This window comes from Ignavibacteriota bacterium, from assembly GCA_016708125.1.
GTDB lineage: Bacteria > Bacteroidota > Ignavibacteria > Ignavibacteriales > Melioribacteraceae.
This window is the reverse complement of sequence record JADJGF010000001.1, coordinates 3486217-3508861: the sequence shown is the minus strand read 5'-3', so window position 1 is coordinate 3508861 and position 22645 is coordinate 3486217. Positions and strand designations below refer to the sequence as shown.

At 29.3% G+C, this 22645-nt stretch carries 23 protein-coding genes; all 23 read right to left on the bottom strand.

The genetic code is table 11. The features are described from left to right. Window positions 1-9: 9 nt before the first annotated feature. The 23 genes from IPH62_15135 to IPH62_15025 all read right to left on the bottom strand — a co-directional run bounded on the left by IPH62_15135 (window position 10) and on the right by IPH62_15025 (window position 22523). The gene (locus IPH62_15135) at window positions 10-2226 is read right to left on the bottom strand and encodes a hypothetical protein (GenBank protein MBK7106606.1); all 2217 of its coding nucleotides are present in this window, start codon (window positions 2224-2226) and stop codon (window positions 10-12) included. 12 nt (window positions 2227-2238) lie between these two features. Beyond that, on the bottom strand, window positions 2239-2481 hold the full coding sequence (locus IPH62_15130) for a hypothetical protein (protein ID MBK7106605.1): 243 nt from the start codon (window positions 2479-2481) through the stop codon (window positions 2239-2241). A gap of 20 nt (window positions 2482-2501) precedes the next feature. After that, window positions 2502-2645 (bottom strand): hypothetical protein, encoded by a 144-nt coding sequence (locus IPH62_15125; protein ID MBK7106604.1) that lies wholly within the window; start codon window positions 2643-2645, stop codon window positions 2502-2504. A 15-nt stretch (window positions 2646-2660) separates the two neighbouring features. After that, the gene (locus tag IPH62_15120; GenBank protein MBK7106603.1) at window positions 2661-3011 is read right to left on the bottom strand and encodes a hypothetical protein; all 351 of its coding nucleotides are present in this window, start codon (window positions 3009-3011) and stop codon (window positions 2661-2663) included. Continuing rightward, entirely contained in the window at window positions 2995-3240 is a 246-nt protein-coding gene (locus tag IPH62_15115) for a hypothetical protein (GenBank protein MBK7106602.1), read from the bottom strand. Before IPH62_15115 ends, IPH62_15120 begins: the two co-directional genes overlap by 17 nt. A gap of 140 nt (window positions 3241-3380) precedes the next feature. Continuing rightward, on the bottom strand, window positions 3381-3671 hold the full coding sequence (locus IPH62_15110) for a hypothetical protein (GenBank protein MBK7106601.1): 291 nt from the start codon (window positions 3669-3671) through the stop codon (window positions 3381-3383). Between the two features lie 13 nt (window positions 3672-3684). Beyond that, the gene (locus tag IPH62_15105) at window positions 3685-4689 is read right to left on the bottom strand and encodes a DUF4373 domain-containing protein (protein ID MBK7106600.1); all 1005 of its coding nucleotides are present in this window, start codon (window positions 4687-4689) and stop codon (window positions 3685-3687) included. Window positions 4690-4893: 204 nt separating this feature from the next. Then, window positions 4894-5163 carry a helix-turn-helix domain-containing protein gene (locus IPH62_15100; protein MBK7106599.1) on the bottom strand — a complete coding sequence of 90 codons (270 nt, stop codon included), beginning with the start codon at window positions 5161-5163 and terminating at the stop codon, window positions 4894-4896. A gap of 1 nt (window position 5164) precedes the next feature. Then, window positions 5165-5620: a hypothetical protein gene (locus IPH62_15095; protein MBK7106598.1), complete on the bottom strand. Its 456-nt coding sequence runs from the start codon at window positions 5618-5620 to the stop codon at window positions 5165-5167. Beyond that, window positions 5613-5930, bottom strand: coding sequence for a hypothetical protein (locus IPH62_15090; protein ID MBK7106597.1), 318 nt, complete (start codon window positions 5928-5930; stop codon window positions 5613-5615). The genes IPH62_15095 and IPH62_15090 overlap by 8 nt, the downstream gene beginning before the upstream one ends. A gap of 143 nt (window positions 5931-6073) precedes the next feature. Beyond that, complete coding sequence (locus IPH62_15085; protein ID MBK7106596.1) at window positions 6074-6868, bottom strand: hypothetical protein; 795 nt, start codon at window positions 6866-6868, stop codon at window positions 6074-6076. Between the two features lie 10 nt (window positions 6869-6878). Beyond that, entirely contained in the window at window positions 6879-8012 is a 1134-nt protein-coding gene (locus tag IPH62_15080) for a site-specific integrase (protein MBK7106595.1), read from the bottom strand. A gap of 165 nt (window positions 8013-8177) precedes the next feature. After that, window positions 8178-9092, bottom strand: a complete 915-nt coding sequence (locus tag IPH62_15075; protein ID MBK7106594.1) for a sugar kinase — start codon at window positions 9090-9092, stop codon at window positions 8178-8180. Window positions 9093-9168: 76 nt separating this feature from the next. Next, window positions 9169-10020: a phosphatase PAP2 family protein gene (locus tag IPH62_15070; GenBank protein ID MBK7106593.1), complete on the bottom strand. Its 852-nt coding sequence runs from the start codon at window positions 10018-10020 to the stop codon at window positions 9169-9171. Beyond that, window positions 10021-10488, bottom strand: coding sequence for an NUDIX domain-containing protein (locus tag IPH62_15065; GenBank protein MBK7106592.1), 468 nt, complete (start codon window positions 10486-10488; stop codon window positions 10021-10023). Between the two features lie 17 nt (window positions 10489-10505). Then, window positions 10506-13961, bottom strand: coding sequence for a hypothetical protein (locus IPH62_15060; GenBank protein ID MBK7106591.1), 3456 nt, complete (start codon window positions 13959-13961; stop codon window positions 10506-10508). 188 nt (window positions 13962-14149) lie between these two features. Beyond that, window positions 14150-15370, bottom strand: coding sequence for an ABC transporter permease (locus IPH62_15055; GenBank protein ID MBK7106590.1), 1221 nt, complete (start codon window positions 15368-15370; stop codon window positions 14150-14152). Next, window positions 15370-16614 (bottom strand): ABC transporter permease, encoded by a 1245-nt coding sequence (locus tag IPH62_15050; GenBank protein MBK7106589.1) that lies wholly within the window; start codon window positions 16612-16614, stop codon window positions 15370-15372. The genes IPH62_15055 and IPH62_15050 overlap by 1 nt, the downstream gene beginning before the upstream one ends. A gap of 23 nt (window positions 16615-16637) precedes the next feature. Further along, a complete protein-coding gene (locus IPH62_15045) occupies window positions 16638-17864 on the bottom strand; it encodes an ABC transporter permease (GenBank protein MBK7106588.1) in 1227 nt (408 codons plus the stop codon). Then, the gene (locus IPH62_15040) at window positions 17864-19111 is read right to left on the bottom strand and encodes an ABC transporter permease (protein MBK7106587.1); all 1248 of its coding nucleotides are present in this window, start codon (window positions 19109-19111) and stop codon (window positions 17864-17866) included. The genes IPH62_15045 and IPH62_15040 overlap by 1 nt, the downstream gene beginning before the upstream one ends. Before the next feature lie 4 nt (window positions 19112-19115). Further along, on the bottom strand, window positions 19116-19829 hold the full coding sequence (locus tag IPH62_15035) for an ABC transporter ATP-binding protein (GenBank protein ID MBK7106586.1): 714 nt from the start codon (window positions 19827-19829) through the stop codon (window positions 19116-19118). A 21-nt stretch (window positions 19830-19850) separates the two neighbouring features. Further along, entirely contained in the window at window positions 19851-21155 is a 1305-nt protein-coding gene (locus IPH62_15030) for an efflux RND transporter periplasmic adaptor subunit (GenBank protein ID MBK7106585.1), read from the bottom strand. Between the two features lie 24 nt (window positions 21156-21179). After that, window positions 21180-22523: a TolC family protein gene (locus IPH62_15025; protein ID MBK7106584.1), complete on the bottom strand. Its 1344-nt coding sequence runs from the start codon at window positions 22521-22523 to the stop codon at window positions 21180-21182. Window positions 22524-22645 lie beyond the last annotated feature (122 nt).

Genomic DNA, 22645 nt, shown 5'->3' with positions numbered 1-22645 from the left:
TAGAACTTATTATAAATCCGTTGTTGGTTTTGTATTTGAACGATTATTTCTATTAGTTCTTCTTTGAATTACTTTACTAATAGTTTCATCTCCTATCTTCAAGTTTATTATTTGAGAATCGCTTAGACCTCCTCTAATAGCATTAGTTACGTTCAAATTCATTGCACCTATTCTGCCATAAATACCTGATAAAATATTTTCAATTGATTTAGTTGAAAGATTGTTGGTTTGATTTGCCGGAGTAACATTTAACCTTTCACCACTTTGAACACCAACTAAATAATTATCTCGGTTAAACCCGGGAGGAACAACAAAATTATTTACACCACTTGCAAATTTTTGATGAGGTTGGAACTGTATATTCCCGCCGCCGAAGTTTGAAACTGAACCGCCTTTTGCCATGCCGGGAATAAGTTTTGTTACAAGTCCAAATATTCCTGAAGCAATTCCAAGTCCACCTGAAAAGGGATCTTCTTTCATTGTATTTAATGCATCGGAAATTCTTAATGCTGTTTGAAGTATTGTATTGAAGTATGATACAAATGTTTTTCCATGTGAACCTAATCCCTCAAGTGCATTCCCAAATTCGCCTAGTGCATTCATTCTTAACTCATGAATTTCTTTTTCTCTTTCTAATCTTTCTTTCAAATCTTTTTTCTCATCTTCAGATAATTCATTCCTTGCATCAATATATAGCTGAAGATTTTCAAGTCTAATTTTTGCAGCTTCATTTTCATTTTTAATAAGTTCATCCATCCAGGCTTGATCTTCGCCAATTAAATCAAATTCACTAAAATCCAATTTAGTTTTTTTCTCTTTTGGTACTTTTACCTTTGTTTTTTTTGGGTTTATAATATTCTCTAATCTATCAATTTCTTTTCCGATATTTGAATATTGTGAATCGCTAATAGCATAATTTTTTTGAAGTGATTGAAGTGTTTTAATTTTTTCTTCTATATCGCCTAAGGATTTTTTATATGGCTCTAGTAATGGAGCTAAATCTTCATGTGCTTTTTTATAAACATTTAATTTTGCGTTTAATTGTTCTAACTTTGTTTTTTCCTCTTCAGTTGTTGCTTCACCAAAATTATTAATTTTTTCCTGAACAATTTTTATATAGTCTAATATTTGATTTTCACTTTTTCCAATGCTGTTTTCACTTGCTGTATTTTGTGCTGATTTTATTGATTCATTTAATTGTTTCTGTTTTGCTGTAAATTCTTTCATGACTTTTTCATAAGCTTCCTGCATTTCAGAATTCATGATATTTTGAGGTGAGGAATATTTTACAGTAAAATTAATTGCATCAAAAACAAAACCGCCAAATGCTTCTTTTATATTTTTGATTAGTGAATAGATTTGTTCTAATTTGTCTTTATTGGTTTCCGCTACAAATCCCATATTAGTAATACTTTTACTTACCATGTTAAAAGCGGCTTCACCATAATTACCAACATTCTTAATTTCAGCTTCCATTTCACTAACAGATACACCAAAATTTTCAAGTGCCGAAGTTGATTTATTTCCAATATCGTCAATTAATTTAATTGCTAAATAATCAAATGACATTCCGGTTTCACTTGCTTTGTTTTTTGCTAACTCTAAAATTGTTTCCAAATTATCAAACGAAATATTTTTATCTACAGCTCTCAATGAAATTTGCATCAATTCAGAATCAGCAATTGTGTTTCTAGTAACTTCTCTAAGTTTATCTAAAATATTTGGATTGTTTAATTTGTTGAAAGCATTTTGAACACCCTCAATTTCAATGTATGCCTTAGCGGCATCAACGGCAATCGTTCCAAGTGCTGTAACACCGGCAACTATTCCGGCTGTAGATAATTTGACACCCATTGCACCGGAAAATAAATCCCCAATATTAGCTGAAGATTTTTGCATTAACGAAGCTTCAGTTCTTAACTTATTTAATTTATCTGCTACAGCTCCAATTTGTGTTTTTGTCGTTTCAATGCTTCTTGAATCAACATTTAATTTTATTTTTTCTTCTAATCTTTTCTTCAGGTAAGTATGAAATTTTTCAAGTTCTTTAAATTGCATTGAAGCAATTCTTGTATCTAACTGTACTTTAACATTTTTTAAACTATCTTCTAAACTTTTTACTTCTTTTTTAGAATTTGATTTTATTTTTTCAAATCCCTCTTTGGTTTTGTCAATTACACCAAGCTCAATCGCTGCAGAACCAACTTTAATATTATCGTTTGCCATTTTATTTTATCCCTAATTTTTTTTCAATGAATCATTTATAAGATTTTCTTCTAAAGTTTTTTTTGTGATTAATTCCTCAATCAATAGTCTATCATTATGTGCATCTCTTAAAACTGTAAATGTTTCATTAAGTCCACCAAGATCCAAAGTTGTTAAGTAATCCAACAAATCTTTCACCAAGAAATTATTTTGATTTAGAAATTGAAATAATTCCTCTTTCGTTAAATTGTCGGTTATTTCAAAAAGTTTTGCCATTTTTAAAACCTATTTGTAATTTATTTTTCTCGTGAACTTTTTGCACCAATAGAATTTTTATCAATTTTACGAGCTGCAATTTGATCACGAGTTGCGCCGATTGAATACTTGCCTTTTTTAATTCCGGTAATTAGTGATGAGTTTTTACTTTTTTTCTTTGCCATTTTTTTATTTTTCCTTTATGATTCTAACAATTCTTTTAATCTTGAATTAAAAATTTCTATTTCTTCTTTTTCACCATTTGCAATTTTTTTTAACCGATATATTGGAAGTGTTTTTAAAAGCTCCATTTCTAATTTTTCTTTTTTTGTTAAAGAAAAATCTTTTAATGCATATTCATATTTTTTAAGCATGGTATCTAAAATTGATTCTAATTCAACGTTATCTTTTGTTGAAACAATTAATTCCAATTCGTACTCATCCATAAATTTAAACATTGCCATAATTTTAGATTCACGATCAAAATTTTCACTTAATAAAAACATCTTTGCTTCAAGTCTTGAAAGTCTCTTATCAAGATTTTTTATCATTTATTTTTTCCTCTAAAATTTTAAATCTTTTTTCAAGCTCTTCAATTGATAATAGATTTTCAGTTTTAAAAAGTTCACCATATTTAATAAGCATATATGCGATTGACTTCGCTTTTTCACTTGGAATAATTTCAAGCTGAAGATAATAAATCAAATCCGCCAATAATCTTCGAGCCGATTTAACATTTCTGATTTTTTTAGGTTTTGTTTTAGTAATATCATTTGACATGGATTTTTATAAACCTTATCATTTTAATAACTTATGGAAAATAATATTTCATTTTTATATACTTTTTGTTTCACAAAGTCCTTAACTCATTTCAAAATAATATGATTAAATAATCAAGTTTAGATTGTTCTCAATTGTTTTCAATTTTTTCTTTGTTCAATATCCGTAATTAGTGGATCCAATTTTAATAAGTCATCTCTCCATTGTTCGATTATTAACCTATTTTCAAAATCTTCTTTAAGATTCTTAAATATTTGATCCATATAATTTCCGAAGCCCTGAAGATAAAAAAGTAGCTCTTCTTTTTTTGATGCTTCATAGACATTTGTTATATGTTGCTCAAAAGACTGATTTGTTAATTGTATCAGTTGATTTAAAATTTTCTCATTTAGTTCGCTAAATGTTTTTTGTGAAGTTTTATTTTTTCTCATTTTATTAACCGTTCTAACATTGTAATTGTGGAAATTCCAAACTTATACTCATCGAAAGTCCATTTTCAAATAAACGAATAAATTTCTCTTTTTCTGCTTCAGAGAATTTATCATAATTCTTATCAAAATTTTCTTTTTGTTTTAACAATTGCTGTTTCTTAAAAATTTCATCGGCTTCATGGTTAATTTCTGTATATGTTAATCTCGCCTTTTCAGCTTCTTTTAAGAGTTTTTGTTTTTTGATATTTAATATTTCTTCATGCTTTTTTATTATTTCTTTAGAAATATTGTCTAAAAAAAACTCCATATTGATAGGTTTATCTTTACCATATTTTACAAAATATGATGTAATAACTTCATCAATTTGCTCAATTGTCATATCTTCAGGAATTTTTTTTCTTAACTCTAAAATAGGCTCAATGAAAGTTTTGTAATATGGATTAGAATGTATCGTATAAGTTTCAAATAATGCTTTTATCTTTTCAACTTCATTTTCCGGAAATAAATTAGGTTGGTTTTCCTTTTTCTTTTTCTTTTCTTCTTCCTCTTCCTTTGTGGTATTTCCGCCGGAATCTATTTGATTTCCGCAAACATTTATTTTATTTCCGCCGGAATCTATTAAATTATCATTCTCAGGCATAAATAATAAATAGTCAAGGTTTACAATAATAATTTCTTTTTTCTTTTTTGCCGATGAAAAATATATTTTTTGAATTGTCCTGGAACTAAGAATGTTGAATTTTTCGAATAGGTTTTTATCAAATATTTCTCTCTTAATACATGCCATTAAACAACTTCTGATTTCATCCAAACTTAAACCTATTCTCTTTTTTATCATTAACAACAAATCGTCATCAAACTTTTTGAAATATCCATCATTTGAATAAATAAGCTGCCAAGTTGTTATTAAGACGGCTAATCCGTTACTTTCTTTTTCAGTCAAATATAGATCAATATTGTCATCAAAACGACAATCTAAAGGGAAATAATCAACACCTTGTTTTGTGTTACGTGCCACAATTCCCCCCTAAAAATGCTCCGTAATCTTTTGGATCACGGGAGCATTTATTTGGCATGTACTTAAGAGAAACAAGAAAAAGAATTGTTTTTGTGTTGATTTTGTTTCATGATCTTTTTTAATAAATGTTTTCAGCATTATAAACCATTTTAATTTTATCAGTTAGATAATTAAATAAAATATGTGTGAGCTTTCTAATCATGATTATTTTACTGTTTTCAGCATGTTAATTATCTCACTTTTGAGAAAATAATTTTTTCTTCCATCTTCAAATTTTCTTGGGAGCAACTTATTTTTAAAAACTAATTGCCGAAGTGCTCCGGTACTAATTCCAAGATATTTTGCTGCATTTTCTGAAGTCATTAGATCTTCATTAGTTTTTACTAAAGTTTCAATTGTACCGGAAATCAAATGAATTTGATTTTTTAGAATTTGGATCTCATCCAATAGAATTTGAGTTGCTGTTTTATTCATGTTAAACTAATGTTGCCAATAATTTTCTTTTCAATGAAAATAAAGTTTTCCACTCTTCATTTAATTGTTTTCTATTTTCTTCAGCTTCAAACTCATTTTTAATTGCATTAAACCTTGATCTTTGATGTACTTGATCTGCAAACAAATCAGCTAAAGGGTAAATAATGCAGCTCACAAAATCAATTCTATTTAGAGCAACTGAATTTTCAATAATTGAAAGTGTGTTACTCAAATTTCTTGTAAATTGTGCCCTGTGAGTTGAAAGAATTGATTCAGCTGAAGTATTTGCTAATTCATGTCCGGAGAAATCGCCTTTAGCAAGTAAAGGATAAAATGCTTTTAAATATGTTGATCTTTTCTTTTCAATCAATTCATTGACTTCAGTTAATAATACTTCACCTTCTTTTTTATCAATATTTTCAACAACTTTATAAACACGTGCAATTAAATTATCCATTTAATTTTTTCTCCTCTTCAGAAATTTTAACTCTAATATTCTTTAATTCTGTAGCATTTCTTTGAAAAAGTCCAAGCTCGCATTGTGAAAGATTGGGTTTGTTCCAATATTCACGATGCAAATCAAACATACGCTTTTCTTCCAGTTTTAATTTCTCGATTTCACTTTTTTTTTCTTCCATTTTTTTTGCCTTATAATTTGGATTGTAATTATATTTTTCTAATTCTTTATCAAATTTTATTCTATCTGATTTCATTTCTTGAATTTGTTTATTTAAATCGTCTAACTGTTTTTCTTGATCTGAAGTCATTTAATATCCAAAAATGTTACTTCAAATAACGTTATTTAAATAAAGTTGTTCAAATCGTTTTAAGGTAAAATTTGAGGTAAAAAGTGAGGTTTGAGGTAAAAAGTGAGGTTTGAGGTAAAAAGTGAGGTTTGACGCTCACCCTTTTATTTATTTATCTTTTTCGCAAGTTCACTACTTAAAAATAACAATATTTTCCCTTTTTCATGATTGTTTTCAGCATTATGAATAAGGTTCGAAACCTGTTTTATGATGTCCTTTTCCAAATTTAATTTTAAGTTTTTCCCTATTGCCATTTTGATCAAATTTTTATCTGATTCAAAACTAAATTTTTGAACTGCAGCTTCATTACAAAGAAAAGCTTTTTGTTGCTTATTAATTTTTTTATTTCCAAATTCCACATTAAAAAAATTGACAATTTCACCATCCAAATGTAAAAAACAGTCTTCAATAAATTTTGAAATTTTCCTTTCTCTTGGATTTTCTTCAGGACCATTTATCAGGTCCGGTAATTCCTCTTTAATTTCTTCTTTCGTTTCTTTCTGAAGATTTAACTGAATTAATTTAGACAATTCCTCAATTTCATTTTTTAAATAATGTTCAGCATTCAGAATTGATAAAACCTTAGTTGTTTCATATTTCGAAACAATTTTATTATTTCCAATTGTTTTTCTTAGTATATCCGGTTTATAAATATTATTAATAAATTTTAGAACTTCATTATAGAAAATATATTTATCTTGATTAGTTTTTCTTAAAACAAATCCATGAGAAAAAATTCTATTTTTGTAAGCTAAAAAGTTTGAATCATTATCAAGTTCTTCACTATATCGTAAATTTAAAAGTTCAGATTCTTGAATTTCTGAATAATGCCTTTGATCTGTACTAACAATTTCTTTTTCAATTTCATCAACAATAATATTTATTAAAGTTTTATCCATTTAATTACCTTTAAGCAAATGATTCAAATAATGGAAGTTTTTTAAGTTCTTCTTTTCTTCTTTCATTAATAATTTTTGCATATACTTGAGTGGTTTTAATGTCAGTATGTCCTAATAATTGGCTCACTGTATAAAGATCAATACCTTGAGTAATTGCTAAAGTTGCATAAGTATGTCGTGCACTGTGAAAAGTTAGATGTGATTTTGAATCTTCAGTTTTTTTCCATCGGATTTCATCCAAGCAAGCCTTTTTAGCCCACTCCCTTAGTAAATCATTCCTTTTGTTACCAGGTAGCCTAAAAACTCTTCTATTTGGCATTGGTTTAATATTGTTTATTGTTTCTAATTGATACTTTTGATTTAATATCGCAATTGCTGTATCGCTTAGATCAAGATAAATAGGCTCTTTTGTTTTTTTCTGAATTATTTCAATACGATTATTTTTGATTTCGCTCCAGGTTAATTTTTTTATATCTGAATATCTTAATCCGGTAAAGCAACTAAATAAAAAACCTAATTTTAATTCTTTGTGTTTTATTGGGGTATCGATTAACTGTTTAATTTCACTTTCAATCAAATAAACTTTCTGTACAGATACTTTTTCCGGTTTCTTTATATGCAGCATAGGATTTGAAGAAATGAATTTATCTTTTACAGCTGAATTTAAAACCGCACTTAGTTTATTTGCATATGCGTTTTGAGTATTTTTTGACTTTACCTCAGCTCGTAAGAAATTAAAAAAACTTTCAATCCAATAAGAATCTATCATTCTAAAAGTTAGTTTACCTTTATGGAATTTATTTATCTTAACCGATACACCATGATAGGCTGTAAATGTAATTCCCTTATTTTTTTTATAAAGAACAAATTTTTCTAAATAGTCTTTAAAGTCCTTATTTAATGTGGTTTCAAGTTGTACGCTAAATTCATTCTGATAAAATATAGTTGCTCTTTCATTCCGAATTTTCTCAGCAATTTCTCTAATATTGGATTTTTCAATTTTACTCATTTCCGGTTCAATGAATAAATTAAGTGTTTCAAATTTTCTTTTTCCTTGGTGATAAAAATCAAGATATAAAGCAATTCTACCTTTTGGAAAAAGTTTAGTTGGATTTAATTTTTTTTCGAAAATTTTTACTTTCATTTTATTTCCTCTTAAGTTAAAAATGTTTTGTGAAACAAAATCGCAACAAAGAATCTTGTTTCTTGGAAAACGTTAAAGAACGTTGTTTGTATATAAAATAACTTAAGAGATTGTAGAGTAGTAATTTAACTAACATAAAGAAACGTTAAAAAATATAGTAAAACATTAAAGGTCATCAAATTTTGAAAGCTCCCTAAATTCAATAAATCTATCATGTATCTGAAGTTTATCTAAATCTTCCAAACCTTTTGTGCTGAATTGTTCCACGCAGAAAGAAGCCATTGCACTTCCGTAAATTACGGCACGTTTTACATTATCAAAATTTCTATCTATTGTACTATGCAAATAACCCGCGAAACCACCGAGAAAAGTATCGCCCGCTCCGGTTGGATCAAATATTGATTCTAAAGGATAAGCCGGTGCTGAGAAAACTGTATTATTGTGGAAAAGCAATGCACCATGTTCACCTTTTTTAATTATCAAATATTCCGGTCCCATTTCTCTAATTATTCTTGAAGCTTTAATTAAATTTGCTTCGTTGGAAAGCAATCTTGCTTCTGAATCATTTATAATCAATACGTTAGTTTTTGCCAATACTTTTTTCAGATCATTTAAAGTTGTGTTAATCCACAAATTCATTGTATCGCAAATAATAAAATTATTTCCCTTTAATTGTTCAATTACGGAAAGCTGTAATGATGGCTGAATATTTCCTAAAATTACAAAACTATTTTCTTTTGATTTTTCCGGAACAATTGGATTGAAATTCTCAAACACATTTAGATGTGTATATAAAGTATCTCTAACATTTAAATCATAATGATATTTTCCACCCCAACGAAATGTTTTGCCATTTTTAATTATTTCCAAATTTTCCAAATCAACCATATGATTTTCCAACATTTCAATATGTTCCTTTGGAAAATCTTCACCAACCACACCAACTAATTTTATTGGCTGAGTAAAATAACTTGCCGTTAAAGAAATATAAGTTGCTGCACCGCCTAAGGCATTTTCTATTTTTCCAAAAGGAGTTTCAACATAATCCAAACCTACAGAACCAACGACTAATAAATCCAATTTACCTCCAGATAAAAACAAAAATTATAAATGAAATATAAAAAATTGTTGACTCATTTTACTATTTGAACTTTTTTTAAAATTGAATTTGAATTGCAAATCCTATATTTGAAGAATTAATATTCGGCATAATTTTGTAACTAATTCCATTATTTCCTTTAACATTTTTTTCTTCTTCTAAATTTGAAAAAAACTTTCCGGCTGTAATTCCAATCGCAGCTCCAAGAAAAGTATCGGAAAGCCAATGATTGTTTGAATAAATTCTTTGGTAAGCTGTAAGAGAAGCTAATCCATATAAAGCAATGCTGGCATATATATTATCAATTCTTTCCGATAAAACCGTACTAATTGTGAAAGCCACTGTTGTATGTCCGCTTGGCAGCGAAACATTTATATTTTTTAATTCAAAATAATTGAAATCGAATTCGCCCATATTTTTTCGGGGTCGACTTCTACCAATAATAAATTTTAACGCAGTTGTTGTAATTCCGGCGGCAGCTAAAGATTCAATTAAAATTCTTCCGGTTGTTCTAAATTCATTATTATCAAAAATTAAACCGCTTCCATAAATAATAAAGGGTAAACCCAATAATGTGAATGACTCTCCATAATATTTTCCAATTTTAGTAAAGTCATTTTGAAAACTTGTTTGGTTTTTTCTAACTACAGTTTTAACTTCTTCATCAATTGTCATTAACAAACCGGTTGAAGCAACAACACCAGAAAATATCATCCAATCAGAAGCTTTAAAATTAGTTGGACGAATAAAATAATTCAGATTATCATTAAAGGATAATTCAATATCATTAATAATTTTATCGCCAATATTTAATGAATCAGACTTTTCAATATTTTCTTGTGCATATATGATTGTGAATTGAAACACTAATAAAAAAATTATTTTTGGGAATAGAAATTTTGTTTTCAATTATTTGACAATTTCAATTTTTATAAAATTCAATGATTTATATTTTCGTTCAAAAAAATCTGAGATTATTTTCGTGGAACCTTTTTGTCCGGGCCATGCTAATAGTTTTTTTACTTTTTTATATTCAACCCATTTATATTCTGTATGCTCTTTGCTTAACACTATCACTTCTTCATTTATTACAGTTGCAGCAAAAACCGGAATTTGCATAATTGTATCATCTACTTCATTGTAAAATGAATTAGTTTTGGGCACCACAAATAATTCATGGATTTCCAAATTTGTTTCTTCTTTTATTTCTCGAATTACTGTTTCGTAAGCTTTTTCATTTGGTTTTATTTTTCCAGTTACCATTTGCCAAATGTGTGGATATTTTTCATTCGGCGCTCGTTTTAATAATAAAAATTCCAACTGCTCATTTTTCATTCTAACAATATGAGCTTCAATTAAACCCGTTACAATTCTCATTGAATTCCTTATGATTTTCAAAAGTATGCTCTCGCTTCTGCTCTTAATGTGTTTATTACTTTTCCTTTTCCTTGCAATCTTCCGGAGTAATTAATATTTGTTTGCAAATTTCCGGTAAATCGATAATCAAAATTTGTTCTCCAAATATAGTTTTTACCAATTAAATTTCCGTTAGTAATTTCAAATGGAATAATATTTTGATTTGTGTTTACAAGAAGTTCTGTTCGCTCAAATTCAAATCTTAAACGTCCTTTTTCCAATAAGGATAAAGTTAAACGTAAATTTAATTTATTTTCATCAAGTATTGTAGGAGTTGATGGAAATTTATCTTCAAGTCTGCTGACTTTTATTAAGAACCCAAATTCCAAATTAGTATAAGGACGATATGAAAAATCAGTTTGCAATTCATTTGAATTCACAAGTCGAGATCGATTAGTATTTATCGGCGCTTGAACGTTTTCAATTTTATTTTTGAATTCAGTTTCATTATTAATTTCATCAACCATTCTAAATTTTATTCTGATCTCTTTTTCCTTTAAATATGATTTTTCTATTCCCGAACTAAACTGATTTAAATTTCTATTTTCCGTAAATCTTAATCTAAAAGATAAATCTCTTTGATTTTTTAAAATATGCAAATCTTGTTGAAAATAATTTGTTCCTCGAATTGTTGTTGAATCATTTAAGAAAGAATTAAAATTGAGCAAATATATTTTCTTCGTATCAATGATTTTGCTGTTTTCCTCAATTCTGAAAGTTGTTTCGCTGTACAATGAATTTAAAATTGTATTTATAAAAGTTGATTGATCAAATTGTTTAGCAAAATCAATTTGAAAACGTGAATTTATTTTTAAATCAATAACCGGAAATAATTCATCAGTGGGAAGCGTTGACTGAATATAATCTCCTTCATATGGATCAATTATATATTCATTTTCTTCAGCAATTCCATTATTATTTAAATCACCTTGGTAAGAATAAGTTCCGGTTCCTTCTATAACTCGAATAAAAACTTTTTCTAATTTTGCAGTTCTTTCTGATGCGGCGTTGTAATAAATATTTCCGTAAATAAATCGATCGAACAAATTTATATTTGATTGCGAACGCAAAAGAATTGTTTCATTATTGCTCAATCCCAATTGAGAAAAAGTTTCTGAGTATTTTTTATTTCTGAACGAAAAATCTAAAATTGTAGAAAACTCTTTAAATTCATTCCAACTTAATGAGTAAGTATGTGTATATGATTTTGATTCTTCAATTAGTTTACCTTTATTCGGCAAAGATTCTTTTGTGAAAGTATATTTTGCGGAAAGTATTAAATTATTTATTAAACTTAAATTTACAAACGGTGAATATTCGGTATAATTCAAACTGCTATTCAGCAACGAATCAATATTAATTTTATTTTCTTTTTTATTTTCGGATCGAAATGAAAATCCCGGCTGAAGATTTAACAATTGATAAGAAATCTCTCCATTTTGCTTAAACCAATTTGATTTAAGAATTGAATTTTCCGAATTCACAAAATCGTAATCATAATTTAAATTGATATTATTATAATTCTGCCAACTTGTTTTTGCTAAAATTCTTTCGGATGAAAAATTATTTCCTTTTTTAAGATTGCCGTATTGTCCAATAAAATCAATATTCTCAAGAGGATTATAATTAAATTGCAATTCTCGTAATTTTTCTTCATTTACGGAAGAATTTGATGTATTATAATTTCGCTCAAATTCAATTTCATTAATTCTATCAATATTTTTAAATCTTTCGTTTATAAATCTATCTCGATATGATCCATTAAAACTTCCAATATTATTTTCAAAAATATTTAAATCAATTGGAGCAATTTTAATTTTTAAATTTCTCGCAAATCCATTATTATCTTTATCATCAATATTTGAAAAAGTATTTTTATCATAACTGCTGCCGGCAATTTCTAAATTAAGATTTATTTTATCAATCGGTGAATAATCTATTACAAAATTTCCCAGCTGATTTTTTTCCGGCAATGGCAATAATTTAATTGGTAAATATGAGCCATTTTTAACTCCTACAAATTTAAACTTTCCTATACTTTCACGAATATAATCTCCGTTATTTTCACCAACAAAACTGAAGATAATATTAAACTTAGAATTTACGAATCCGGGTGAATACAAATAAATTTTGTAAGTTTCACCAGAAATCACTGTATCAACTACTGAATATAATCCTAACGAATCTCCTTCAAGCTCAATAATGCCGGGCTGCGAAGCAAGCAATTGATTATCTCCAGCAGCATTTAATATTTGTTCGCTTTCATTAGAAATTGTAAAATCAATCGGATTATTTTTATTGTCTCCTTCTTGATATGCATTTATTGAAAATTTTAATTTATTATTAAAATAATTCGTATTTGCATTTGCTGAAATTGTATTTCTATCATATTGACGGTTTGTATATTCAAAATCAATTGTAATTCTGCTTAATGAAGTTATTAAAATTTTTGGTGTAAAAGTAATTTCTCCAATTGAATATTCTATAGTATATTCGCTGTTTTCGCCTCTCTTTAATTGCTTTCCATCCATAAAAACTTTTTCACTTCCGGCAATTACAATAATATCATTTTCGCCGTTAGTTCCGGAAAGTCTATACGGACCTTGAACTCCGTCAATTCCGTTAAACTGCATTGAATTAAATTTCCCTCTCGATGAAGCAAACGAAACTGATCCGTTATAATTTTCAATATTGAAATTTCCTACGACTCCTTGAAGTTTTCGTTCAACTTTTCCAAATTCACCAATATTTTGTTTAAGATTATAATCACCGAAAACTGCATTTGCATTTTTATGCTTTATTTCAATAAAGACTTTATCAAGTTCTTCCAATCTTTCGGTGTTTCCTTCTGGCTGGATTGGAGTATTTTCATCGGTAAGTGCGGCAACAATTTCAATTTCATCAGAAATTTTCCCGGCAAGTTGAAGCCTTAAACCACTGTTTACTTCTAAATCTTTATTTGAACCAAACGTAAATCCGCGCAATAAAGTTCCGCTGCTTTTTAATTCTTTCCCGAAAATTCCTTTAGAAGAAAGATCGATTGATTCATTCTTTACTGTTCCAATATATTGATTGTAATTGCTATCAAAGTATTTTACTAAAGTTCTATTTTTATAATGTTTCTTTAATTTTAGATCAATTGAATTATACTCAATAAACAATGTATCAAAAATTGAATATGTTAAAGTATCCGAGAGTGAAATTGAATTGTTAAGAACGTTAAATGTGTATTGAGTTGGATTTAACAGTCTATTATTTATCTTAACTTTTTCTGAAAATGGAATTACATGAACTGAACTAAGCTCATAAATATTTTCAAAATTAATTTTGAAAGTATCAACTCTTGAAATTTGTGTGCTATCCATTTGTGCGTGCACAGTTGAAAGTAAAAATGTAAGTATGAAAAGAATATTTATTTTTTTAAGTGATTTCAAAAATGGACTTTATTTTGGTATCGCAATAATTTTATTAATTAAAACTAAAAGGTGTGATTAGTTTATGCAAGTCAATTAAATAAAAAATCCCACCGAATTGATGGGATTTGAATTTAATTATTTTGCCACGAATGCACGAATCTAAGTTTCACATTTTGCAATTAGATTTTTAATTTTTAATATTTCATCTATTCATATCTTAGTGCATCAATCGGATCAAGATTGGAAGCTTTGTAAGCCGGGTAGGTTCCAAATCCAACTCCAACAATTACGCAAAGTAAAACTCCAATTGCTACCCAATCCATAGGAATTGAGAATTCTCCGCCAATTGCAGAACCGGCAAGATTTCCAACTATTAATCCAATTATAATTCCTATAACTCCGCCAAATAAAGAAAGCACAACCGATTCAATTAAAAATTGTACTAATATATTACTCTTTTTTGCGCCGATTGCTTTGCGAATTCCAATTTCTTTTGTTCTTTCAGTAACTGATACAAGCATAATATTCATGATACCAATTCCTGCAGCAAGTAAAGCAATTAGTGCAATTACATAAGCTCCAATTTTAACTCCGGCAGTCATACTATTTATATCATTTAAAACAGACTCATTCGAAAAAATTGCAAAGTCATCCTCTTCACCAGGCGGAACTTTTCTAATAGTTCTAAAATATCCAACGGATTTTTCAATAACATCATCATAATCTTCTTTGCTGAATGAACTAACAGTTATATTTACGCTTTCGCTATATTTTCCATAAAAACTTTGGAAAGTTGTTAATGGAATTGCTGCAAAATTATCTTTATCATTTCCAAAAGAAGTTGCTTGTTTTTCTAAAACGCCTATTACTTTTAATTTTTTATTATCGACTTTAACTTCCATTCCAATAGGATCGGCTCCTTCAAAAAGTGTTTCGGCAAGAGTCTTTCCAAGAACAATGCATTTTTCATATCGATTAACATCTGTGTAATTAAAATTACGACCGAATTCAGCAATCCATTTATTATTTGGAAATGCTTCCGGAGTGCAGCCAACTAATTGTACATTAGGATTTGTTTCCTTGTTTTCATAAGTAAATAATTTACCAAAATCCCATTGTTCTGCTCCAACAGCTTCGGCTTCTCCTTGAAGTTTATCACGAAGTTCATAATATTCGTCAATTGTTAAATCTTTACGGTTTCTATATTTTGCCCGATCTCCACGATCCATCATCGCAGGATATTTTTGTATTTGGAAAGTAGTTTGTCCCAATTGAGAAACTCCTTCTTCAATACTGTTCTGAAGCATTGAAACTATTGTACTAATTGTAATAATAGAAAATATTCCTACAATAATTCCAAGAATTGTTAGAAGTGATCTTAACTTGTTCGCCTTAAGCGAATTTAATGCTACTAATAATATTTCCATTATTCATACCTCAATGCATCTACGGGATCCATTTTAGCAGCCGTCCATGCTGGTGCTAAGCCGGATAATACACCAGTTAACAAAGATATTCCAATTGCAATAACAACAGCATCAACTTGAACTGAAACCGGAAAATTATATTGTTCAATAATCTTTGCACCAAGTACAGCAATAAATAAACCAATCAATCCCCCAATTAAACATATAGCAGCTGATTCAGTTAAAAATTGTCCGAGAATTGTACGTTTTTTTGCGCCGATTGCTTTTCTAATTCCTATTTCTCTTGTTCTTTCTTTTACCGAAACAAACATAATATTCATAATTCCAATTGCTCCAACAAAAAGTGCCAGTCCGGTTATAAATAATCCGGCAATTTGAATTACACCAACTTGCTGATTAATCATATCAAGAAGAACGTCTTGCTGGTTGATAGAAAAATCATCTTGCTCATCATATTTTAATCCTCGAATTCTTCTCATTATACTAATTGCTTCTTCTTTAACTGCCGGAACCGAAAGATTATTTGGAGCTCGTACGCATATTGAAATTCCGCCGCCCCAACGTCTATTTTGAAAATCTTTAAACATTGCGCCAATGGGAATATAAATCATATTATCCGGATTAAAATCACCAAATAAAAAGCTTCCTTGTTTATCATTTATTCCAACAACTTGATATTTATTTCCGCCAATTTTAATTACTTGGTTAACTCCATTTCCTTGTGGAAATAATTTATCGGCAATTTCACCGCCTACAATGCAAACTCTTCTGCCGGCATTGCTTTCAATTTCAGAAAAAAATCTTCCTTCGGTAAATTTTAAATCTGTAGTTTTTACATAATCTTGATTTGTACCAACAATAAAACATCCATCAACAACAATATCCTTAAGTGTAGTTGTTTCTCTTCTTATTGATCTAGGAGAAACTGCTAATGGAAGAGTGGCTTGTTCTTTAAATTTTTCAAAATCATCCATGCCAATATCTCTTCTATTCCTCAATTCCCACCAAGGAACTGTGCCAAACCAAGCCCATTTATCAACAAAGATATTATCCGTACCCATAATACTTGTTGCGCTAGATTGAAACGATTCATCTATCCCTTTAATTGCGGTTGACATTAATACTACGGAAGCAACTCCAATTACAATTCCAAGAGTAGTTAAAATACTACGAATTTTATTTGCTCTAATTGCATTAAGTGCAATTATTAATCCTTCTTTAAGTTCAAATAAGAAGTGTGACATAAAAAACCTTTCTGTAAAATTTATTATTCGTAACGAAGTGCTTCAATTGGATCTAAATTTGAAGCCTTATAAGCCGGATATGTACCAAATCCAACACCAACAATTATACATAAAAATACACCAATTGCAACCCAATCCAGCGGAATTGTTGCTTTAGCATTTAACGCAGAACCGGCAATGTTTCCAACGATCAACCCAATTATTATTCCAATAATACCACCAAATAATGATAGTACAACCGATTCTATTAAAAATTGTACGAGAATATTTTTTTTCTTTGCACCGATTGCTTTTCTAATTCCAATTTCTTTTGTTCGTTCAGTAACCGAAACCAGCATAATATTCATAATTCCAACTCCGGCTGCCAAAAGCGCAATAAGTGCAATTACGTAAGCTCCAATTCTGATTCCTCTTGTCATATTGTCAATATCAGATAAAAGAGATTCTCCGGATATTATGGAAAAATCTTCTTCGTCTCCAGCATCAATTTTTCGTATTGTTCTAAAATAACCTTTAGCTTTTTCCACAACATTTTCATAGTCGGAATTACTAAAAAGATTTACTGCTATTGTAATACTTCTTGCTCTTTTGCCAAACATATTCTGAAAAGTTGTTAATGGAGTAACTGCAAAATTATCGCGACTTTGTCCAAACATATCACCTCTTTTTTCCAAAACTCCGATAACCGTAAGTTTATTTCCATCAACTGTTATTTCTTCACCAATAGGATTTTTTTCTTCAAATAAAAATTTTGCAAGTGCATCTCCAAGCACAATAACCTTACCATATCTTTGATAATCTTGATTATTAAAATTTCTTCCTTCTGCAGCGACTAATTGATTGTTGGGAAAAAATTCTATTGTGGCTCCAACAAATCCAATATCCGGATTAGTTTTTTTATTTCCGTATTTAAATATTTTTCCACCGGTAGATTGTTCTGCTCCAATATTTTGTACTTCGTTTTCAAATTTATCTTTTAATTTTTCATATTCATCAATTGTGATATCTTTTCTTTTTCTAACCTTATTCCATTCTTCTTCACCCATAATTGTTGCCGGCAATCTTGAAATTTTAAATATGTTTGAACTTAAACCAGAATTAACATTTGACTCAATTGTATTTTGGAGCATAGATAAAATTGTACTTATCGAAATAATTGAAAATATTCCTACAATAATTCCGAGAACAGTTAAAAATGATCTGAGTTTATTTGTTTTTAAAGATTGTAATGCAATTTTTAATACTTCCATTACTCATACCTCAAAGCATCAACCGGATCCATTTTTGCTGCAGTCCACGCTGGAGCCAATCCCGAAAGTATTCCAGTAAGTAAAGAAATTCCTATTGCAAGAATTATTGAATCAATTTGCATTTCAACTGGGAAATTAAATTGTTCAATAATTTTTCCTCCAATTACAGCTAATAAAAGTCCAATTAGTCCGCCAAGTAAACACAGTATTGCAGACTCAGCTAAAAATTGTCTTAAAATTACACTTCGTTTAGCACCAATTGCTTTTCTAATTCCTATTTCATGAGTTCGTTCTTTTACGGAAACAAACATAATATTCATAATTCCGATTGCACCAACAAAAAGTGCTAGACCGGTTATAAACAAACCGGCAATTTGAATAACACCAACACTTTGATTTATCATTTCTAAAAATGCATCTTGTTGATTTATTGAAAAATCATCAGGTTCGTCATATTTCAAACCTCTAATTCTTCTCATAACTTCTATAGCTTCTTCTCTAACAACTGGAACCATTTGATTACTGGGAGCACGCGATATTATTGTAATACCGCTTCCGCCAAATCTGCTATGAAAATCTTTAAATAATACGCTGATCGGAATAAAAGATTGATTATCTGGATCAAACGCTCCCATCAAGAAACTTCCTTGTTTCTTTAATATTCCAACAACTTTATATTTCTTTCCATTGAGTTGAATATTTTGATCAATAGCATTTCCAAATGGGAATAATCTATCTGCATATTCATAACCAAGAACAATTACACGTCTGGCTCCATTACTTTCTAATTCAGAAAAAAATCTTCCTTCTTCGAATTCTAAATTTGTTGTATAAATGTAATCTTGGTTTGTTCCGGAAACTCTAGCATCTGAAATCGAATTATTTTCCTTAATCATTGTTACTTCAGAAGCATCATGCATTGGTGCAACAGCAATCGGTAATTCAGCAAGTTCCTTATACCTTTCAAAATCTTTCATTTCAAGAGGCTTTCTTTTATTTAATTCCCACCAAGGAAGGTTACTGAACCAAGCCCATCTATCGATGAAAAGATTGTCGGTTCCCATAAAACTGGAAATTCCGTCTTGAAAGGATTTGTCAATTCCCTTTATTGCATTTGACATTAAAACAACAGAAGTAACTCCAATTACAATTCCTAAAGTTGTTAGAATAGACCTAATTTTATTCGCTCTAATTGCATTTAGAGAAATAAGTAAACCTTCTTTCAATTCGAAGAAAAAATTGGTCATTTTATTAAACTTCTAAATGTTGAGGTTGTGCAACTCTTCTATTTTTTAAAATTTCATCTTTTTCAACTAAACCGTCTCTAAGTCGAATTATTCTATTCGCATGTTCCGCAATATATTCTTCGTGAGTAACTAGAATAATTGTATTTCCAAGTTTGTAAAGATTTTCAAAAAGAGCCATTATATCTTCACCGGTTTTTGTATCCAAATTTCCGGTTGGTTCATCTGCTAAAATAATTGATGGATTTGTTACAAGCGCTCTTGCAACTGCAACTCTCTGTCTTTGTCCGCCGGAAAGTTCATTTGGTCTATGATCCATACGGTCTTCCAAACTAACTTTTAGCAATGCATCTTTAGCTCTTTCTCTTCTTTCTTCTTTTCCGATTCCGGCATAAATTAATGGAAGTTCAACATTATGTAATGCATTTGATCTTGCCAATAAGTTAAAGGTTTGAAATACAAATCCTATTTCTTTATTTCTTATTGAAGCCAATTCATTATCATTCATTTCACTTACATTTTTACCAGTAAAAGTATAAAGTCCTTTTGTTGGAGTATCCAAGCAGCCAAGAATATTCATTAATGTTGATTTTCCCGAACCAGAAGGACCCATTATTGCAACGTATTCATTTTTATCTATTCTTAAAGATACATCTCTTAAAGCATGAACTTCTTCCGTTCCAACTTGATAGATTTTTGCTATATGTTCAATATTAATTATGTTCATTATTAATCCGATTGGTTAATTACTTTCTTCTTCGTCTTCGGGTTTTTGTTCACCGCGTTTATTTGTAATTTTAACTTTTGTGCTATCGTTTAATTCTTTAGAAATTGCTTTATATGGACCGCTTATAATCATTTGCCCTTCTTTCAAGCCGCTTTTAATTTCCATATAAGTATCATCACTAATTCCGGTTTTTACTTCAACCATTTTGGCTAAATTGCCTTCTTCAACAAATACAACTTCTACTGGTTTTGCTTTCTCTTTGTTTTCTTCGGACTTTCCATTTTCTTCAGGTTTTGTTGTTTCCACTTTTTTTGCATTATTCTTTGGCATTCTTGCAGTTACACTTTGTATTGGGACTGAATGAACATTTTTCCTAGTTTCAGTTCTAATATCCGCATCGCAAGACATTCCAGGACGAATTTTTTCACTCGGACTTACCAACCTAATTTCCACATCAAAATTTACAACTTCATTTTGTGTTCCGGTTGCTGAAGTTTTTGCGCTATTTCCAATTTGAGTTACAACTCCGGTAAATTTCTCTTCGCCAAATGCATCAATTTCTATTGTTGCTGTATCGCCAATTGATATAAGTACAACATCATTTTCATCTACTTCAACAATTGCTTCCATTTGATTTAAATCCGCAACTGTCATCAAATGTGTACCTTGACTAAATGAGCTTCCTAAAACACGTTCGCTTTTTTCAACATTAAGAGCACTTACTGTTCCATCCAAAGGTGCATAAATTGCAGTTTTGTCAAGTTCAACAACAGCATCATTATAATTTTCTTGAGCTTGCTGAACAGAAGCTTTTTGAGCTTCAACTCTGGATCTTGCTCCAATATAAGCAGATTTTACAGCTTCCAAATCAGAATCACTAGATAATTTCTTCTCGTATAATTCTTTAGTTCTGTTATAATTTGCTTCAACTTCTGTTAATGTTGCTTCGCGTTCCCTTAATGAAGCTTCAGCTAAATTTAAACTTGCTTTTGCAACATTTCTTCGCGCAATATACTGATCAGGTTTAAGTCTAATTAATAATTGACCTTTTTTGACTCTATCACCTTCTTTTACCGGTAATTCTACTATTTCTCCAGTTACTTCAGGTCTTAACTCAACTTTCTCTACCGGATCGATTGTTCCATTTGCAGAAACTATTTGCGTAATATTTCGTTTTGTAACTTTTTCAGTTTGTACCGAAACTATAGTTTCTTTATCACCGCTAAACAAAACTAATAATACTACAACCAGTAATAAAAGTCCAAGTCCGCCAAAAATAAACAACTTTTTCTTTGACTTTTTTCTGTTAACTTTACCCATTGATAAATCTCCTTTTAACCAATTTTATAGATATTTTCCAATTTCTAATTTACCTAGTGCATTCATCAATTTATCTCTATATTGATAATATTGAAATTTAGCACTTATATTATCTTTTAATGCTTGTGTTAAATCTTTATCTGATTGAAGTACGTCTAAAATAGTTCCGGAACCCAAATTATATCTTTCATTATTTACGCGTCTATTTTCTTTTGCTGCAATAATATTTGTGTTAGTAACTTCTAATTGTTTTTTGGAAGCAACTAAATTTAGGTAACTCTCTTTTACTTCGATTTTTATTGTTCTTTCTAATGCTAACAAATCTTCTTGAAGATTTAATTTATTAACTTCTGCAATTTGCATACTTGCTTCTGTACTCCAATTTGAAAATATAGGAAGACTTAAAGTCAATCCCACATTGTAATTTTGTCGATCAAAAAGTGCATCCGGTTTTGTTGCGCTTGTTCCATATGAATAATTTCCGGAAAGTGAAGGTAACAATCCGGATTGTGCAATTGTTTCACCTTTTTCTGCAGCAGATAAAGAAAGTTTTGCACTTTTGTAATCTGCTCTGGATTCAATTGCTTCATTAACCATCGTTTCCATATTGTTAAAATCTTTAAGCAGAGATTCTTCTTCCGTTAAATTTGATGTTGAATAAGGATCGACCATTGAATAATTTTCAAAAATATCCAAAGCTAAATAATTAAGAAAATTATTTTTTGCGGTTTCATAATCATTTTGAGCTTGAATTAAAAGCAGTTGAGCATTTCCTACACTTACTTGTTGAGTGTAAACATCTGCAATTGGAATTGATCCAAGTTTATTTCTCTCTTGAATTTGCTCAAGTAATTTTTGATTGAACTTTACATTATCTTCTCTAACTTTTACTAATTCTTCATTACTTACAATTAAATAGTAAAGAGTTGTGGTTGTGTAAATTATGTCTTGTTTCAATTTTTCCAAACTGAATTCTGCTGATTCTAAATTATCTTGAGCTTGAGAAATTCTTGCATAATTTGCCAAACCATCAAAAAGTACAATATTTCCGCCAGCAGATAAACTATAATTTCTTGTATCAGTTTTCGATTCCGGAGTGTTAATGGAATTACCTAAATAATCAATTTGCATACCGCCCGCATCACTTACTCTTTGCCAACCCCAGCTTCCTCTTACTCCCAAGTCCGGCAATAAATCACCATAAGCATTTTTAATTGTTGACTTATCAATTTCTAATGCATTTTTACTTTTTATTAAGTTTGAATTTCTTTGAAGTGCAATTTTAACAGCTTCTTCTAATGTTAAAATTTTTTGACCAAATAGATTTGTGCTAATCAGAAAGATGAACACTAACCAAATCCTACTCATATTTAATCTCCAGTTTTAGTTAATTGAGCTTATAAATTTTAGTCATACGTTATTATGACGAAAGCATTACAGAAAAGTTACAAAATATTATTTTTTATTTTACAACTAATATTCTTACCAGT

Coding starts and splice junctions, on each gene's coding strand:
- IPH62_15135 (MBK7106606.1), bottom strand. CDS start 2,226: ATGGCAAACGATAATATTAAAGTTGGTTCTGCAGCGATTGAGCTTGGT.
- IPH62_15130 (MBK7106605.1), bottom strand. CDS start 2,481: ATGGCAAAACTTTTTGAAATAACCGACAATTTAACGAAAGAGGAATTA.
- IPH62_15125 (MBK7106604.1), bottom strand. CDS start 2,645: ATGGCAAAGAAAAAAAGTAAAAACTCATCACTAATTACCGGAATTAAA.
- IPH62_15120 (MBK7106603.1), bottom strand. CDS start 3,011: ATGATAAAAAATCTTGATAAGAGACTTTCAAGACTTGAAGCAAAGATG.
- IPH62_15115 (MBK7106602.1), bottom strand. CDS start 3,240: ATGTCAAATGATATTACTAAAACAAAACCTAAAAAAATCAGAAATGTT.
- IPH62_15110 (MBK7106601.1), bottom strand. CDS start 3,671: ATGAGAAAAAATAAAACTTCACAAAAAACATTTAGCGAACTAAATGAG.
- IPH62_15100 (MBK7106599.1), bottom strand. CDS start 5,163: ATGAATAAAACAGCAACTCAAATTCTATTGGATGAGATCCAAATTCTA.
- IPH62_15095 (MBK7106598.1), bottom strand. CDS start 5,620: ATGGATAATTTAATTGCACGTGTTTATAAAGTTGTTGAAAATATTGAT.
- IPH62_15090 (MBK7106597.1), bottom strand. CDS start 5,930: ATGACTTCAGATCAAGAAAAACAGTTAGACGATTTAAATAAACAAATT.
- IPH62_15085 (MBK7106596.1), bottom strand. CDS start 6,868: ATGGATAAAACTTTAATAAATATTATTGTTGATGAAATTGAAAAAGAA.
- IPH62_15080 (MBK7106595.1), bottom strand. CDS start 8,012: ATGAAAGTAAAAATTTTCGAAAAAAAATTAAATCCAACTAAACTTTTT.
- IPH62_15065 (MBK7106592.1), bottom strand. CDS start 10,488: ATGAGAATTGTAACGGGTTTAATTGAAGCTCATATTGTTAGAATGAAA.
- IPH62_15055 (MBK7106590.1), bottom strand. CDS start 15,370: ATGGAAATATTATTAGTAGCATTAAATTCGCTTAAGGCGAACAAGTTA.
- IPH62_15050 (MBK7106589.1), bottom strand. CDS start 16,614: ATGTCACACTTCTTATTTGAACTTAAAGAAGGATTAATAATTGCACTT.
- IPH62_15045 (MBK7106588.1), bottom strand. CDS start 17,864: ATGGAAGTATTAAAAATTGCATTACAATCTTTAAAAACAAATAAACTC.
- IPH62_15040 (MBK7106587.1), bottom strand. CDS start 19,111: ATGACCAATTTTTTCTTCGAATTGAAAGAAGGTTTACTTATTTCTCTA.
- IPH62_15030 (MBK7106585.1), bottom strand. CDS start 21,155: ATGGGTAAAGTTAACAGAAAAAAGTCAAAGAAAAAGTTGTTTATTTTT.
- IPH62_15025 (MBK7106584.1), bottom strand. CDS start 22,523: ATGAGTAGGATTTGGTTAGTGTTCATCTTTCTGATTAGCACAAATCTA.